13 protein-coding genes are annotated in these 15,892 nt (G+C 59.1%); 5 read left to right on the top strand and 8 right to left on the bottom strand.

Features of this window, described 5'->3' with window-relative positions; translation table 11 throughout:
- The 3 genes from PSH88_RS13425 to PSH88_RS13415 form a co-directional block, all read right to left on the bottom strand.
- Positions 1-1,314, bottom strand: a complete 1,314-nt coding sequence (locus PSH88_RS13425; protein WP_305426740.1) for an HlyD family type I secretion periplasmic adaptor subunit — start codon at positions 1,312-1,314, stop codon at positions 1-3.
- Positions 1,295-3,079, bottom strand: a complete 1,785-nt coding sequence (locus PSH88_RS13420; RefSeq protein ID WP_305426739.1) for a type I secretion system permease/ATPase — start codon at positions 3,077-3,079, stop codon at positions 1,295-1,297. Before PSH88_RS13420 ends, PSH88_RS13425 begins: the two co-directional genes overlap by 20 nt.
- A gap of 259 nt (positions 3,080-3,338) precedes the next feature.
- Positions 3,339-3,602 carry a DUF2798 domain-containing protein gene (locus tag PSH88_RS13415; RefSeq protein WP_305426738.1) on the bottom strand — a complete coding sequence of 88 codons (264 nt, stop codon included), beginning with the start codon at positions 3,600-3,602 and terminating at the stop codon, positions 3,339-3,341.
- Positions 3,603-3,730: 128 nt separating this feature from the next.
- Between PSH88_RS13415 and PSH88_RS13410 the strand changes: the two genes are divergently transcribed.
- Positions 3,731-4,657: a LysR family transcriptional regulator gene (locus PSH88_RS13410; RefSeq protein WP_305426737.1), complete on the top strand. Its 927-nt coding sequence runs from the start codon at positions 3,731-3,733 to the stop codon at positions 4,655-4,657.
- A 79-nt stretch (positions 4,658-4,736) separates the two neighbouring features.
- Here PSH88_RS13410 and PSH88_RS13405 read toward each other — a convergent pair whose 3' ends face one another.
- Positions 4,737-5,774, bottom strand: coding sequence for an AraC family transcriptional regulator (locus PSH88_RS13405; protein ID WP_305426736.1), 1,038 nt, complete (start codon positions 5,772-5,774; stop codon positions 4,737-4,739).
- A 131-nt stretch (positions 5,775-5,905) separates the two neighbouring features.
- On the opposite strand from PSH88_RS13405, the gene PSH88_RS13400 reads away from it, so the two are divergent.
- The 4 genes from PSH88_RS13400 to PSH88_RS13385 all read left to right on the top strand — a co-directional run bounded on the left by PSH88_RS13400 (position 5,906) and on the right by PSH88_RS13385 (position 9,400).
- Entirely contained in the window at positions 5,906-7,090 is a 1,185-nt protein-coding gene (locus tag PSH88_RS13400) for an acetyl-CoA C-acyltransferase family protein (RefSeq protein WP_305426735.1), read from the top strand.
- Positions 7,091-7,103: 13 nt separating this feature from the next.
- Positions 7,104-7,955: a 3-hydroxybutyryl-CoA dehydrogenase gene (locus PSH88_RS13395; RefSeq protein WP_305426734.1), complete on the top strand. Its 852-nt coding sequence runs from the start codon at positions 7,104-7,106 to the stop codon at positions 7,953-7,955.
- Positions 7,942-8,568, top strand: coding sequence for a TetR/AcrR family transcriptional regulator (locus tag PSH88_RS13390; protein WP_305426733.1), 627 nt, complete (start codon positions 7,942-7,944; stop codon positions 8,566-8,568). The genes PSH88_RS13395 and PSH88_RS13390 overlap by 14 nt, the downstream gene beginning before the upstream one ends.
- Before the next feature lie 151 nt (positions 8,569-8,719).
- The gene (locus PSH88_RS13385) at positions 8,720-9,400 is read left to right on the top strand and encodes a class I SAM-dependent methyltransferase (RefSeq protein ID WP_305426732.1); all 681 of its coding nucleotides are present in this window, start codon (positions 8,720-8,722) and stop codon (positions 9,398-9,400) included.
- A 158-nt stretch (positions 9,401-9,558) separates the two neighbouring features.
- Here PSH88_RS13385 and PSH88_RS13380 read toward each other — a convergent pair whose 3' ends face one another.
- The 4 genes from PSH88_RS13380 to PSH88_RS13365 all read right to left on the bottom strand — a co-directional run bounded on the left by PSH88_RS13380 (position 9,559) and on the right by PSH88_RS13365 (position 15,876).
- Complete coding sequence (locus tag PSH88_RS13380) at positions 9,559-10,794, bottom strand: saccharopine dehydrogenase family protein (protein ID WP_305426731.1); 1,236 nt, start codon at positions 10,792-10,794, stop codon at positions 9,559-9,561.
- A gap of 27 nt (positions 10,795-10,821) precedes the next feature.
- A complete protein-coding gene (gene nspC / locus PSH88_RS13375; RefSeq protein ID WP_305426730.1) occupies positions 10,822-11,919 on the bottom strand; it encodes a carboxynorspermidine decarboxylase in 1,098 nt (365 codons plus the stop codon).
- A 350-nt stretch (positions 11,920-12,269) separates the two neighbouring features.
- Positions 12,270-13,691: a diaminobutyrate--2-oxoglutarate transaminase gene (locus tag PSH88_RS13370; protein WP_305426729.1), complete on the bottom strand. Its 1,422-nt coding sequence runs from the start codon at positions 13,689-13,691 to the stop codon at positions 12,270-12,272.
- 124 nt (positions 13,692-13,815) lie between these two features.
- A complete protein-coding gene (locus tag PSH88_RS13365; protein ID WP_305426728.1) occupies positions 13,816-15,876 on the bottom strand; it encodes a TonB-dependent receptor in 2,061 nt (686 codons plus the stop codon).
- Between the last annotated feature and the right edge of the window lie 16 nt (positions 15,877-15,892).

Below are 15,892 nucleotides of genomic sequence, written 5' to 3'. Positions count from 1 at the left end.
TTATTCCTCGATCATCGATTGAGCCATGGCATCGCGAGCCGGCTGCATCAAGTACTGCAACAACGTGCGTTGCCCGGTGATGATTAGGACGTCCGCCGGCATCCCCGGCAACAACTTGCGCTCACCCAAGGTGCGCGCGCCCTCCTCGGTTACCCGCACCCGCGCCAGGTAATAGGCCGTCCCGGCCTTTTCGTTGACCAGCCGGTCAGCCGATACGCTACTGACCTCGCCTTCGATCACGGGAGTGGTCGAGCTATTGAACGCGCCGAAACGGATATCGGCACGCTTGCCGATGGCGACACGATCAATATCCACCGGCGCTACCTGGGCCTCTATGACCAGCTCGGAAACCGAGGGCACGATATCCAGCAGCGGCGTCGCCGGGCTCACCACACCCCCAATGGTGTGCACAGTCATGCCAATCACCATGCCCGCGTCGGGTGCGCGGATGACGATACGACTGAGCCGGTCTTCCAGGGACGAGGTTTTCTCTTGCAGGTCGTACATCCTGGTCTGAACCTCGGCCAGCTCCTTGACCACCTCGGTACTGAAATCCTTGTCGATTTGCAGAATCTGCAGCTGTGTTTCGTTGATCTGCAGACGAGTCTTGTTAATAGCGGAACGGTGATCAGCCACCTCCGACTTGAGCATCCCCAGCTTGCGTTCCTGATCGAGCAGACGTTGTTTGTCAACGAACCCTTGCTTGAGCAGGTCGGTCAATTCAACGATTTCACCGCTGTAGGATTTCTCCAGATGAACCTTGGCACCAATCATCGATTCCAGCCCCTTGATCTGCTGATTCAACTGGCCAATGCGCTCGCGCAACACCGCGATCTGGCCCAGCCGAGAGCCCTGCCGGGCGTTGAATACCTGGGTCTCGCCCTGACGCGCCTCCACGCCTCGCAGACTCTCGGAATCGGCTATCTCCCCAAAGCTGACCGCCGACAGTGCGTCGCGCTCGGCCCTGAGCCTTGCCTCCATGGCTCTGGTCGCGACCAGCTGGCCTCGGGTTATCTCGTATTCGAAGCGCAATTGGGCATCATCAAGAATGATCAGCGGATCACCACGCTTGACGATGTCACCGTCATGGACCAGTACCGCTTTGACGATGCCCCCTTCAGGATGCTGGACCGTTTTGCGATAAGTCTGCACGGTGACCACCCCCGGCGCGAACGCGGCACCGTCGAGGGGCGCGAGCGCCGCCCAGGTGCCGAACAGGCCGAAGGTCACCCCTACAATACCAATGCCCAGACGGCGTGCTTTACGATCAGATATCGGCAGGCCGGCGAAGCTTTCAATTTGACGACTGGGCATCGTAGGGTTCATCGGCATCACCCTTGCTGGTTTTGACCGAAGCCATGCTGGCGCCTGCTGACATGGCGTGTTTTTGTGCTTGCTGTCTCTGCGCGTTGAGTTCGGCGTGCACCTGCTCGCGTGGCCCGTAGAGACTGATAACCCCTGCGTTCATCACCATGAGTCGGTCAAGTTGCGACACGATGTTGGTTCGGTGGGTAATGACAAACAGGGTCGCGCCGCTCTGCTTGATCTGCTGGATAGCTGCCACCAGGGCACGATCACCGACTTCGTCAAGATTGGAATTGGGCTCGTCGAGAATAATCAGGCGCGGGGTGCCATACAGGGCACGGGCCAGTCCGATGCGCTGGCGCTGTCCTCCCGACAGCGTGAGGCCCTCACTGCCAATGACGGTGTCGTAGCCATCGGGCAGCTGCAGAATCATGTCGTGAACGCCAGCGGTCCTGGCAGCCAGAATGACTTTCTCGGAATCGACCTCGGCGAAGCGGGCAATGTTCTCGCTGATGCTGCCTTCGAACAGTTCAATGTCCTGGGGCAAGTAACCGATATGCGGCCCAAGTTCATGTTTGTCCCACGCACTGATGTCCGCGCCATCGAGCCGGACCACGCCATGCAGCGGCGCCCATACCCCCATCAGTGCCCTGGCCAGGGTCGACTTGCCCGCGGCACTTGGTCCGATGATGCCGACAACGCAGCCGGCAGGTACGCTGAAACTTATGTTGTTGATAATCGGGGTTTTCGAGCCAGGGGCCGCGACGACCAGATTCTCCACCTGCACGTGCCCCTGAGGCGCAGGCAATGACATGCGCTCGGGCTGAGCCTGTTGTTTGTCGAGGATGTCGTTGAGACGGCTGTACTGCGAGCGAGCCGCAATAAAGCCCCTCCAACTGCCGATGATCAGATCGATGGGGGCCAATGCGCGCCCTAGCAGCACGGCCCCGGCAAACACCAGGCCTGCCCCGACCTGATGGTCCACGGCCAGGTACGCCCCCAGACCAAGGATCAATGATTGCACCAGGATCCGGAAGGTCCTGGAAAGCGTGCTGACTATGGCACCTCTATCGCTTGCCTGAGCCTGCAGCAACAGGACGTTCCGTTGGCGAAGTCCCCAACGGTCCATAAGGGTTTCAAGCATGCCCATGGATTCGATGACTTCAGCGTTGCGCAGATTTTTCGTGGTGTAGAGCGTCGCGCCGATATGTTCCTTGTTCGCCTGCGCCAGTGTCGGCCCCGTCAGCCTCTCATTGATAAACGCGAGCAATAACAACAACAGCGCACTGCCCGTCGCTACCCAGCCAAACCAGGGATGAAACATGAACATCACGGCGATATAGATAGGCAACCAGGGCGCATCGAAGAAGGCGAACAAACCGTTACCGGAGAGAAACTGTCTCAGGCCCGTCAAGTCGTTGAGCGACTGGGCCGAGGCATCCATCCCGCCACTGTCCAGTGCCCGTTTGAAACTGGCCTTATAGACCTGGCGACTCAGCAACACATCCAGTCGGGTACTGACCCGAACCATGATGCGCGAACGGATCCATTCCAGGGAGCCGAGCGTGATGATCAGCCCGGTCATGATCAGCGTCAGCATGGCCAGGGTTGTCAGACTTCCGCTGGCCATCACCCGCCCATACACCTGAAGCATATAGAAGGTAGGCACGAGCATCAGCGCGTTGATGAAAAAGCTGAAAAACCCAACAGAAATAAAACTGTCTCTACAGGCTTTCAGCGCATTTTTCAGGCTGTTTTCAGGTGTGCTTCGCATTGAAACCCCTGCTCGCAAAAACCATCCTTTGGAGCTTAGATCATGCCGAACGACTGTGTGTAGCAATGGGTCGGACCGCCTCCCCCTGCAACGACCCAGCGGTGAGGAGCGCAAGCTATCAGCGACGAGGCCAGGATGCGCTATGACGAGCTGTCGCCCTTATCGTGGGCTGATGAGAGGTTTCTGGTACAAACCGCCTATCCGAAAAATGGCCGTATGTCTCAAAGAGACGCTGGCCAATATTCCAGTGACGTTTCCCTCAGTGGCCCTGCACGGTCCACGCCACAAGTCGGGCAACCAATGGGCGCACGACGAGCACGCAGATGAATGCCGAAGGCATTGCCACCCGGTACGCATTCATCACATTTTCCATGTAATACTCACCTATTCCGAATTCCGCGAGGGTGATGACGAGACACATGAGAAACGCCATGATCGTTGCCATGTAAAGAGCAAAGACATAAGGCGTGGCATGTTTAGGCAAGCGAAAACGTACGGTATTTTTAGCTGTTCTATCGGGCATCGATTTAAGCCTTGTCAATCTTGAGTGGCGAAAGAGCGGCTAACCTAGCAAGCTGCCAAACGCGCCGGTAGACGCATTGCGCTTGAATCTTTCTTAAGCAAAATCAACGAATCGAGCATGAGGACCCGATGGATATTCTTGGTTTGATCAATACCTATATCCGTGTGGTAGAAAACGGCAGCATCGCGGCGGCAGCCCGGGCCCAAGGCATGAGCGCCGCCGCGGTCAGCCAGAGCATCACGCGACTCGAAGCCCACTTGGGCGTGCGCCTGCTCTCTCGTACAACCCGAAGCATGGCGCTCACCGAAAGCGGCACTCGCTATTTCGAGAAAGTGCGTCACATTCCGGGCGATATCGATCTCGCCTCGCAAGCTGCCACGGTCGCCACCAAGCCGCAGGGGCCGCTTTGCATCGCCACCACCGCGGCATTTGGTCGGCATGTACTCGCGCCATTAATGCCCGCGTTCAAGGACGCCTACCCGCGCATCGACATCGAACTGATCAATACGGATCGCAGCGTTGATCATCGGCTGGAGGGCGTCGATGTCAGTATCCGCATCGAAGCGCAGCTGAACGATCAGCTCATTGTACGGCGTATCGCTTCGTTTCCTTTCGTATTCTGCGCGGCGCCCGCGTATCTCGACCGCGCGGGCATACCGACAACACCTGAGGAGCTGAAGCGACACACTTGCCTTGTCTTTCGCTACCCAACTGATGGTCGTTTTCTGCCCTGGACCTTTGTACTCAACGGCAGCCGCTTCGAGGCCAAAGTCAACCCGGGCTTCATCTGCGATGACATCGATACTATCGCGCAGATTGCTGTAAACGGCGGTGGGATCGCACGCCTCGCGAGCTTTATCGCTCAGCCACTGATCGACAGCGGCCGACTTCTACCGTTGTTCGAGCCGGGCAGTCGCAACGCAGCTTGCGCAGAGCCTGAGCCGATGCACATCTATGCCTGCGTCACCGAGCGATCGGCTTTGAATGCCAAGGTGCGTGCGTTCATCGACTTTCTTGAACGAGAGTTGCAAAGCCAGCCGCATGTGCTCGCCTGAGCGCTGAGACGACGGTGTCACCGTGTCCCATTGGTTCAGCGAGCACACGCCGTAGCGCCAATGGACGGGGGAGAAATAGCTATGCAATCACTACCGGGGGCTCATTCAGACAATCCTGAATCCGCGCCCGATACCGCCCCGGGCTCTCCCCCGTCCACTTCTTGAACGCCCGATGAAACGCACTCGGCTCCTGAAATCCCAACTGTTCGGCAATATCGCTGATGCTCGCCTTGCTCTGGCGCAACCGTTCAAACGCCACCACGCGCCGAACTTCATCCTTGATTTCCTGATACGAACAGCCTTCACGTCCCAGTTTGCGGCGAAAGGTACTGGGGCTCAGGTGCTGCTCCAGGGCAAAGGCCTGCAAGGTCGGCCATTCGTTGTAATGGCTGTGGCGCAGGCGCTGATAAACCTGCGACGCCAGCCCACGCTGGTTGCGGAAGCGGATCACCAGCCATTGCGGCGCGGTGCGCAAAAACACTTTTAGCGAGGCAAGGTCCTGAACCACCGGCAGCCGCAGGTAGTGACTGGCGAACTCGATTTCGGTCCGTTCGGTGCCAAAGGTCAGGTTGGGGCCCCAGAGCAAGGCATCATCGCGCAGCGGCAAACGCTGATGACGAAAGTCCGCACGATCGATTGAAATGCGTCGCCCGCCCAGCCAGCACAGCAGACTGATCATCAACACCAGAAACGTTTCTTCGCCCAACCGACTGACCTCGCTGTTCTGCGAACAGGTCTGCAAGCTGATGACCGCACGCTTGCCACGCACACTCAACGTGCCGCGAAAATCACGCAGGAACAGGGCGAAATTGGCCAGGCACTGACGCAGGGCTTTTTCCAGCGTCGGCTCCTGAATCAATGCCCGACAGATCAAGGCAAAACTGCCCGGCGGCATACCATGGGAATCCAACTGGAAAAACTCGTCGTTCAACTCACGAATCTGCACCAGCCACAGCGCGGCGAAAGCCGTGGCCGGCACCCGAGCAGTCGGCTGATCCAGCAGTGCCGGATCAATTCCCACCTGTTCAAGTACTGCCCGCAGACGCTGCGGTTCCTCACGTAACGCATGGATCATGGGGTACATGAAGTAAACCGCCACCGAATCCGTTTCCCGCATTTGAATGCCTCTCTCGTCACATCTGAATATGGCAAAAAACGCCATCACCCTTGAACAGTTTTGGCATATGCCTGTGGCGCTGCTGATTCTAGACTCGTGCCCAACAAAAAAGACCTATTCAGAGAGCCAACATGAACCATTCCGATATTTTTGTAGTGAGCGCCGTCCGTTCTGCCATCGGCAGCTTTGGCGGCTCACTCAAGGATGTACCGCCTATTCAGTTGGCAACCGACGTTTGCCGCGCCGCGATCGAACGATCAGGCCTGGCGCCCGAACACATCGGTCATGCAGTGATGGGACATGTGATCCCGACCGAGGCACGCGATGCCTACATCTCACGGGCCGTAGCGATGAATGCCGGCCTGCCGAAAGAAACCCCTGCGTTTAACGTCAACCGCCTCTGCGGTTCGGGTTTGCAGGCGATTGTCAGTGCCGCGCAAAGTCTGATGCTGGGGGATGCGGGCGCTGCCCTGGCCGGTGGCGTCGAGTCCATGAGCCGAGGCGCGTACTTGTTGCCGCAGGCGCGCTGGGGCGCACGCATGGGCGACATGCAGGCCATCGACTACATGCTTGGGGTACTGCAAGACCCGTTCGCCGGTTTCCATATGGGGATCACCGCTGAAAATATCGCCGAGCACTACGGCATCACGCGTCAGACCCAGGATGATTTGGCGCTTCTCAGCCAGCAGCGTGCCGCCCGGGCGATTGCCGAAGGGCGTTTTTCCGGGCAGATCGTGCCGATCGAAGTAGCGACCCGCAAAGGGACGGTTTCGTTTGCGACGGATGAGCATGTACGGGCCGAGGTCAACGCCGAGCAATTGAGCCGCATGAAACCTGCCTTCAAAAAGGACGGTAGCGTCACCGCCGGCAACGCATCGGGCCTCAATGATGGTGCCGGCGCACTGATCATGGCCACGGGCCAAACCGTTCAGGAACAAGGCCTCAAGCCCATGGCCCGACTGGTGGGTTATGCCCATGCAGGCGTTGAACCTTCGATGATGGGGCTGGGACCGATTCCCGCCACCCGCCTGGTGCTCAAGCGCGCCGGTCTGACCGTTGCCGACCTTGACGTGATCGAGTCCAACGAAGCCTTCGCAGCCCAGGCCTGTGCCGTAGCGCAAGAGCTGGGCTTCGATCCGCAGAAGGTCAACCCCAACGGTTCGGGCATCTCGCTGGGCCATCCAGTGGGCGCCACTGGCGCGATCATCGCCACCAAAGCCATTCACGAACTGCATCGCTGCCAAGGCCGTTATGCCCTGGCGACCATGTGCATCGGCGGCGGCCAAGGCATCGCCGTGTTGTTTGAACGGGTTTGATCAGGACATGCGCATGAATCTTCAGAACATTGGCGTCATCGGCGCCGGCACCATGGGCAATGGCATCGCGCAAGTCTGCGCCTTGGCCGGCCTCCATGTGACCTTGATCGACATTTCCGAGAGCGCCTTGCAAAAGGCAATCGCGACCGTCGATAAAAACCTCGATCGGCAGGTCGCCAAAAACACGCTGACCCATGAGCAAAAGCTCGCGGCCCTCGACAAGATTCGCACCAGTACCGATTACAACAGCCTGCAAAACGTGCAAATGGTGATCGAAGCCGCCACCGAAAACCTCGACCTGAAATTGCGCGTGCTGCAACAAATCGCCGCGCAGGTCAGCGCTGAATGCGTGATTGCCTCCAACACGTCGTCGCTGTCCATTACCCAACTCGCCGCCAGCGTCAGCCAGCCTGAGCGCTTCATCGGCCTGCACTTTTTCAACCCGGTGCCGGTGATGGGCCTGATCGAAGTGATTCGCGGCCTGCAAACCAGCGATGCCACCCACGCCATGGCGCTGGACATGGCGACCATACTCGGCAAGACCGCGATCACCGCGGGCAACCGTCCCGGTTTCGTGGTCAACCGGATTCTGGTGCCGATGATCAATGAAGCGATCCTGGTGTTTCAGGAAGGCCTGGCCAGCGCCGAAGACATCGACGCCGGCATGCGCCTGGGCTGCAACCAGCCGATCGGCCCGTTGGCGCTGGCCGACTTGATCGGCCTGGACACCGTGCTGGCCATCCTTGAAGCCTTCTACGACGGCTTCAACGACAGCAAATACCGCCCCGCTCCGCTGCTCAAGGAAATGGTCGCCGCCGGTTACCTGGGACGTAAAACGGGGCGCGGCTTCCATGCCTACGCCTGAGCGTTGCTCGCGCTTCGCCGAATACCGGGACAAGGTGCTGGAGCTCTTTGCCAGCAAGGGTTTCGGTCAGGTCGGCATGCGTGAGCTCGCGACCTGCCTGGGGCTCGCCCCGGGCTCGCTGTATCACCATTACCCCAGCAAGCAGCACATGCTGCTCGACCTGATCGAGGAGTTCTATGAAGAGCTGCTGGCCACCCTGGGGCGCATCGAACACGCGGCCCCGGCAAAACGCGACAGACTCAACCAGTTGATCCGCGCGCACCTGAATCTGCATCAGGAAATGCCCTGGCATTTTCGTCTGGTGGAGCGCGACAGCGGCTGCCTGACTGAAGAGCAGCAGGAACGGGTCCGGCAACTGCGCGAGCAGTACGAACGCAAGTTGCTGCTGATGCTCGGCGTCCGACCCCGACTCAGTGAGCAGGGCCGGATGGCCGCCGGTCATGCCATTGCCGCCTTGCTCAACAGCGCGCCCAGTTGGCTGACGCACTATTCGCTGGATGAACAAGAGCGCGATAATCTGATGGAAAACATGGTGAGTGGCGCCGTCGAGCGGTTGCTGGCGCCAAAACGCACACATGAAACGCTAAGCCTCGCCCCGCCTCTGGAAAAATAGCTAAAAAACCTGGACATCCGTCTCGGTGCATGTCTGAGGCTTCTGAGCGGCAAAACCCGATCTGCCGATACCCCAGGTATCGGCAGTTTTGTATTTTTTACACCAGCATTTGTCCTATCCTTTCATCCACCCAACAACGCCGGACATCGAAATGCCCGCCCCCGAATCCCCCCTCCTCCAGAGCTGGCACCACAACGCCCAATCCTGGATCGAGGCTATCCGCACCGGCACCATCGAAAGCCGCCTCAAGGTCACCGACCAGGCAATCCTGCTGGCGGTACTAAGTCGCCAACCCGAGCGTGTGCTCGACCTGGGCTGCGGCGAGGGCTGGCTGTTGCGTGCGCTGGCCGCACGGGCCATCGAGGCGGTCGGTGTGGATGGCGATGCGACGCTGGTCGAGGCAGCACGGGCGGCGGGCTCTTCGCGGGTGCATTTGGCGAGCTATGAAGCGTTGGCAGAGGCGAAGGTGAACATCGGCAGCAACTACGACCTGATCTGCGCCAATTTCGCCCTGCTGCACCAGGACATCATCCCTCTGCTCGCCGCCATGAACGCCCTGCTCGCCCCTGGCGGCGCGCTGGTGATCCAGACACTGCATCCGTGGACCGCGGCGGCGGGCGACTATCAGGATGGTTGGCGGGAAGAGACCTTCACTGGGTTCAAGGGGCAGTGGCAACCTATGCCGTGGTACTTCCGAACATTGTCCAGTTGGCTCAATGCGCTAGACATGGCCGGTTTTCGGCTGGCCGGCCTGCAGGAGCCGCAGCACCCGCAAAGTCCTGTGCCGCAGTCGTTGCTGTTGGTGGCTGAGCAACGGGGTGATGGCGATTAACCGGGGCAAGCCTGGCTCCTGCAGAAAAGCGGCTTACTCGCTTAACTGACCGGCATCTGGGCAAGCCCGGCAAATGACGTACAAACAAAAACGCCGCTCAAGGAGCGGCGTTTTTGCGTTTAGCGCGGAATACGAGATTCACCAGTATTTTGCGCGACTCAGTTCCAGGGACGGTCTCCATTCTCGTCCTTGATCCGGGTCGGCAGGCCCATCACATCCAGCGCCTTGAGGAACAGCTCGGCTGGCAGCTCCTCGACGTTGGCCATGCGCTGCACATCCCATTCGCCACGGGCGACCAGCAGGGCTGCCGCCACAGGTGGCACGCCAGCGGTATAGGAAATGCCCTGGCTGTCGGTTTCCGCAAAGGCTTCTTCGTGGTCGGCGACGTTGTAGATGAACACTTCGCGCGGCAGGCCATCCTTGATGCCTTTTACCAGGTCGCCGATGCAGGTCTTGCCGGTGTAGCCAGGCGCCAGCGAGCTCGGATCAGGGAGCACGGCCTTGACCACTTTCAGCGGCACGACTTCCAGGCCTTCAGCGGTTTTGACCGGTTGTTCGGAGAGCAGGCCGAGGTTCTTGAGTACGGTGAACACATTGATGTAGTGCTCGCCAAAGCTCATCCAGAAACGCACGTTGGGCACGCCGAGGTTCTTCGACAGGGAGTGCACTTCATCGTGGCCGGTCAGGTACAGATTCTGCGCCCCTACGACCGGCAGGTCGTCGGTGCGTTTGACTTCGAACATTGTGTTGCTGGTCCACTGACTGTTCTGCCAGCTCCACACTTGTCCGGTGAATTCGCGGAAGTTGATTTCCGGATCGAAATTGGTGGCGAAATACTTGCCATGGGAGCCGGCATTGACGTCGAGAATGTCGATCGAATCAATACGGTCGAAATACTGTTGCTGCGCCAGCGCTGCATAAGCGTTGACCACACCCGGGTCGAAGCCCACACCGAGGATGGCGGTGATGTTCTTCTCTTTGCATTCTTCGAGGTGCTTCCACTCGTAGTTGCCGTACCAGGGCGGCGTCTCGCAGATTTTGCCCGGTTCTTCGTGAATCGCGGTGTCCAGATAGGCCACACCGGTATCGATGCAGGCACGCAGTACCGACATGTTGAGGAAGGCAGAACCGACGTTGATGACGATCTGCGATCCGGTTTCGCGGATCAGCGCCTTGGTCGCCTCGACATCCATAGCGTTCAGCGAAAAGGCTTTTATGTCGGCGGGCTCTTTGAGGCTGCCCTTGGCCTTGACGCTGTCGATGATGGCCTGGCATTTGGAGATGTTGCGCGACGCGATAGCAATACGACCGAGTTCATCGTTGTGCTGCGCGCACTTGTGGGCCACCACCTTGGCGACACCTCCTGCACCAATGATAAGCACGTTCTTCTTCAATTTTTTTCTCTCTCCTTCTCTGCCAGCTTACGAAAGGCTGGACATGTAGTCGTTGTAACCAAACTCACGAACCACCTCGACACTACCGTCGAGTTGTTTCACTACGATGGACGGCATTTTCAGGCCGTTGAACCAGTTCTTCTTGACCATGGTGTAACCCGCAGCGTCGATGAACGACAGCCGATCGCCGATGGCCAAGGGACGATCAAATTGATACTCACCGAAAATGTCGCCGGCCAGGCAGGATTTGCCGCATACCATGTAGGTGTGTTCGCCCTGGCTGGGCGCCAGCTTGGCATTCAGGCGATAGATCAGCAGATCGAGCATGTGCGCCTCGATGGAGCTGTCCACCACGGCCAGGTGCTTGCCGTTGTAGAGGGTGTCGAGCACGGTGACTTCCAGCGACGCGCTCTGAGTGATGGCGGCTTCGCCCGGCTCCAGATAGACCTGCACGCCGTATTTTTGCGAGAAGGCCTTGAGCCGCGCGCAGAACTTGTCGATCGCATAGCCTTCACCGGTGAAGTGAATGCCGCCGCCCAGGCTGACCCACTCGACCTTGTGCAGCAGATGGCCGAACCGCTCTTCGATGGTGCACAGCATCTGGTCGAACAGGCCGAAGTCGGCGTTCTCGCAGTTGTTGTGGAACATGAAGCCCGAGATCTGCTCGATGACCTGCTCGATCTTCACCGGATCCCACTCGCCCAGACGGCTGAATGGCCGCGCCGGATCGGCTAGCAGGTAATCCGAGCTGCTCACCTGCGGGTTGACCCGCAAACCGCGCACCTTGCCTGCTGAAGCTTCAGTGTAGCGCTGCAACTGGCCAATGGAGTTGAAGATGATCTTGTCGCAGTTGTCGAGCATCTCCTCGATCTCGTCGTCGGCCCAGGCCACGCTGTAGGCGTGGGTTTCGCCAGCGAACTTCTGTCGACCGAGCTTGAGTTCATAGAGCGACGACGACGTAGTGCCGTCCATGTATTGCTGCATCAGATCGAACACCGACCAGGTGGCGAAGCACTTGAGTGCCAGCAGGGCTTTCGCCCCGGACTGTTCGCGCACATAAGCGATCTTCTGCATGTTCGCCAGCAGCTTTTGTTTGTCGATGAGGTAGTACGGCGTCTTGATCATTTCGAGGCCTCCGGCAAGGCCAGCCAAAAAAAGGATGCGCATTGTGCCTTCACTGGCTACATATCGAAAGAGCAGAAAGCCAGTTCGCTGAGTCTTCCTGAACTGGATCCAGGCGCCCGTTGAACGATGGGACGTCGAACATGTAGTCGGCACGACCTTTGCCGCGAGGTCCCTCTCCATGCGTAGTAAGCGGCTATTGTAGCTCTCTGAACTTTCCAGCCTTTCAATAGATGACGGCCAGGGAATCAATCAGAGCCTGACAATGTTTTGACATTTTTTTATTGCCACTCCCTGTCCAATGAAAAAAGGCCTGCCGATTGCGGTCGGCAGGCCCCTCCTGCAGCGGCTACTCAGCGAAGCGGACGCTCGCTGATCGCACTGGCCGCGCGGAACAGGATCTGCGCGACGAAATCGATCTCCTGTTCGGTGATGATCAGCGGCGGCAGGAAGCGTACGGTGGCACCGTGACGGCCGCCCAGCTCGACAATCAGACCGTGTTGCAGGCATGCCTGCTGGAAGGCCTTGGCCCGAGCGGAGTCCACCGGCGGATGGCCTTGAGCGTCAAGGGCACCCTGCGGGTGGACGATTTCCATGCCGAGCATCAGGCCACGGCCACGCACATCGCCGATCCAGTTAAATTCGCTTTGCAGCGTCAACAACTGTTTGCGCAAATGCGCGCCAGCGCTCTCGGCGTGGGCCACCAGACCTTCGTCGCGGATGAAACGCAAGGTCGCGGTACCGGCTGCCATCGCCAACTGATTGCCACGGAAAGTGCCGGCGTGGGCGCCCGGTTGCCACACGTCCAGGGAATCGTTGTAGACCATCACCGACAACGGCAGGCCGCCGCCGATGGCCTTGGACAAGGTAATGACGTCCGGGGTAATGCCCGAGTGTTCGAAGCCGAACATCCGGCCGCTGCGGGCGATGCCGCATTGGATTTCATCGACGATCAACGGAATGCCGTTGGCCTGGGTCAGCCGACGCAGCTCCTGCATCCAGCGATCGGGGGCGGTGATCACTCCGCCTTCGCCCTGGATCGGTTCAAGAATCATCGCTGCAGGGGCGGTGACGCCGCTTTCAGGGTCGTTGAGCAAATGTTCGAGGTAGTGGACGTTCAAGGTCACGCCCTGTTCGCCGGCCACCCCGAACGGGCAACGGTAATCATGGGGAAACGGCAGGCGTTGCACGCCGGCCATCAAGCCGCCCAACGCATTTTTCGGCGACAGGTTGCCGCTGATCGCCAGCGTCCCCAGGGTCATGCCGTGGTAGGCCCCTTCAAAGGCCAGTACCGAATGCCGGCCCGTGGCGGTGCGGGTCAGCTTCAGTGCTGCTTCCACCGCGTCGGCGCCACTGGGGCCACAAAACTGGATGCGCGCGTTTCGCGCAAAGTCGGCTGGCAGGCAGCCGAAGATTTCCTGTACGAATGCGTCCTTCACCGGGGTCATGAGGTCCAGGGTATGCATCGGCACACCTGAGGCCATGACCTGAGTGATGGCTTCGATAATCACCGGATGGTTGTGCCCCAGCGCCAGGGTGCCAGCACCGGCCAGGCAATCGACGAACACTTGCCCGCGACTGTCCTGCACATAGATACCGTGGGCCCGCTCCAGCACCAGTGGAATGCGCCGCGGGTAACTGCGGGCGTTGGACTCCTGCAGTTGCTGGCGTTCCAGCATCGGCGTCGAATCAAGGCAGTAAGGGCTCGACAGACCGGTATGCAACAGACGTAGCTGTTGCGCGCCACCCGCCGTGACATTCGAAAAAGCACTCATGATTTCCTCCATGGAGGCTGGGTTTGGAAGGGAAACGGGGCAGCCTGAAACGAATGCTTCAGGTCACGACAGCAGTGAAACCGGACGCGGGAAATCCTTCCCCCGCTTCCATCTCGTCGTAGCTTTACATGTCGTAGCGTAGAACCAGACCCACCGTGCGCGGTGCGCCGACATCGACGATGTCACCGCTGCGGTTGTTGGTGACGTATTCCTTGTCGAAGGCGTTTTTCACGTAGCCGGATACAGCCACGTTTTTGGTGAGCTTGTACTCGGCGTTGAAGTTGGCCAGCCAGTAGTTGTCGCTCCGGCGCTCACCCGTGACCTGGCCAGCAGCATCGAACTCGTACTCCGACGGCGCGGAGCTCTGATAGATGACGTCGGTGTTGAGGGTCAGACGATCATTCCAGCGATAGGTACCGCCCAGAGACATCTTGTACTTGGGCGAAAAGAGGAAATCCTCGCCGCTCATGTCGCGGCCGTCGCTCGTGACGAAGTCCTTGTATTTGCCATCGGTGACGGAGGCACCGGCGTTCAGGGTCAACTGTTCGCCGAAGTCTTTTTCAACAGAGACTTCCAGGCCCTTGATGTCACTGCTGCCGGCGTTGAACACGTCAAGGAACTCGGTGTCCGGGTTCAGCACACTGACCTGCTGGTCTTTCCAGTCGGTGTAGTACACGTTGGCGCGGGTACGCAGGGTCTTGTCCATGAACGAACCACGGTAGGACAGCTCGTAGTTGGTGGTGTATTCCGGATCGTAGGCTTCGTGACCGCTACCGGCACGGACGTTGACGCCGCCGCCGCGATAGCCTCTCTGCACCATGAAGCCCAGGTACTGATTCTCGGCCAGCTCGTAGTCGATACCGAGTTTCGGCAACACGGCATCAGACGTCTGTTTTTCTTTAGCAGGCTGGGAGAAGTCATCTTGCTTGACGTCGGTGTCGTTGGTCTCGTGGTCGTAGCGCAGGCCGGTGATCAAGGTCCAGCGTGGGGCGAAGGTCCAGTTCACTTCACCGAACACTGCCTTGTTTTCGATCGTGGTATCGCCCTTGACGGTACCGAACAGGCTGTCGTCGAAGAACAACCGGTCTTGAAAGTTGTTGGTGTTGTGACCGTAGTAGAGGCCGGCGAAACTCTTCACCGTGTCGCCGCTGTAGTTCAGGCGCAACTCCTGACTGAACAGGTCGCCATACTGCTTGCGCAGAACGGTCTGGTTGGCGTCAGCTGACTGGTCGAAGTCCAGACGAGCGTCGTAGTCCGAATCGGTATTGGCGGTGAGGCTGGTGAGGGACCAATTATCATCCAGGCGATAGTCGACCTTGGCGCTGACAGTGTCCTGCTTGAGTTTGTCGTACGCGTCGGTGTTGGACGCCACCTTGTAATAACGGATCTTGTCGTTCTGACGCATGACCGAGTTGTCACCCTTGCGACTTTCACCATGGGCGTAGGTCAGCAGTACATCGAGATCGTCATTGGGCAGAATCAGCAGCTTGCCACGGGCATTGCCGGTACGGGTCTGGTTAGCGTCATCGTCGGTGAAGACGTTGTCGATGTAACCGTCGCCTTCCTGGTAATCCACCGCGATACGGCCGGCGATCTTGCCATCGACGATCGCGCCCCCACCGGCAACCGCCCCGCCGCGCTCGTTGTAGTTCCCTACGTTGGTTTGCGCGGAAAAGCTCGGCTCAAAGGTTGGATTCTTGGTCTGGATGACCACCGCACCGGCCAGGGAGTTGCGGCCTTGGGTAGTGGATTGTGGGCCGAGGAATACTTCGACTTGCTCGACGTCCCACAGGGGCATAGGGCTAAGGGTCAGTGCACGGTTCGGCTGAGCGGCACCGTCGACGAACACCGAAACCGCGCCGTTGAGAGCGGCCGGGCCCTGATCCTCGAAACCGGATACCGGCACGCCGCGGATACCCCAGTTTTCATTACCGGACTGGTTGTAGACACCCGGCGTTCGGGCGAACACGTCGACGAGATCGTGATCCTCCTTCTCGCGCAGTTGCTTGTCGGTCACCACGACGACACTCGACTGGGTTTGCTCCAGGGTGCGGTTGATTTTTTCACCCGTCACGGTGATCGGAGCGATCTCCATTGTCTGCGACTGTTCGGCCGCCCATGCGCCGTTAACCAGGCACACCGCCGCCCCCACAGCCAACGCAATTGTGTTCTTTTTGAAATTCACGCCCCGCTCCCCTGCG

This window comes from Pseudomonas wuhanensis, from assembly GCF_030687395.1.
Classification (GTDB): Bacteria; Pseudomonadota; Gammaproteobacteria; order Pseudomonadales; family Pseudomonadaceae; genus Aquipseudomonas; species Aquipseudomonas wuhanensis.
The sequence above is the reverse complement of the archived record's forward strand: the minus strand, read 5'-3'. Positions and strand labels throughout refer to the sequence as shown.

Bases quoted from the DNA above. Each gene is read 5' to 3' on its own strand.
- PSH88_RS13385 (WP_305426732.1), top strand. From the start codon at position 8,720: ATGCCCGCCCCCGAATCCCCCCTCCTCCAGAGCTGGCACCACAACGCC.
- PSH88_RS13370 (WP_305426729.1), bottom strand. From the start codon at position 13,691: ATGAGTGCTTTTTCGAATGTCACGGCGGGTGGCGCGCAACAGCTACGT.
- PSH88_RS13425 (WP_305426740.1), bottom strand. From the start codon at position 1,314: ATGCCCAGTCGTCAAATTGAAAGCTTCGCCGGCCTGCCGATATCTGAT.
- nspC (WP_305426730.1), bottom strand. From the start codon at position 11,919: ATGATCAAGACGCCGTACTACCTCATCGACAAACAAAAGCTGCTGGCG.
- PSH88_RS13400 (WP_305426735.1), top strand. From the start codon at position 5,906: ATGAACCATTCCGATATTTTTGTAGTGAGCGCCGTCCGTTCTGCCATC.
- PSH88_RS13405 (WP_305426736.1), bottom strand. From the start codon at position 5,774: ATGCGGGAAACGGATTCGGTGGCGGTTTACTTCATGTACCCCATGATC.
- PSH88_RS13415 (WP_305426738.1), bottom strand. From the start codon at position 3,602: ATGCCCGATAGAACAGCTAAAAATACCGTACGTTTTCGCTTGCCTAAA.
- PSH88_RS13390 (WP_305426733.1), top strand. From the start codon at position 7,942: ATGCCTACGCCTGAGCGTTGCTCGCGCTTCGCCGAATACCGGGACAAG.
- PSH88_RS13395 (WP_305426734.1), top strand. From the start codon at position 7,104: ATGAATCTTCAGAACATTGGCGTCATCGGCGCCGGCACCATGGGCAAT.
- PSH88_RS13420 (WP_305426739.1), bottom strand. From the start codon at position 3,079: ATGCGAAGCACACCTGAAAACAGCCTGAAAAATGCGCTGAAAGCCTGT.
- PSH88_RS13410 (WP_305426737.1), top strand. From the start codon at position 3,731: ATGGATATTCTTGGTTTGATCAATACCTATATCCGTGTGGTAGAAAAC.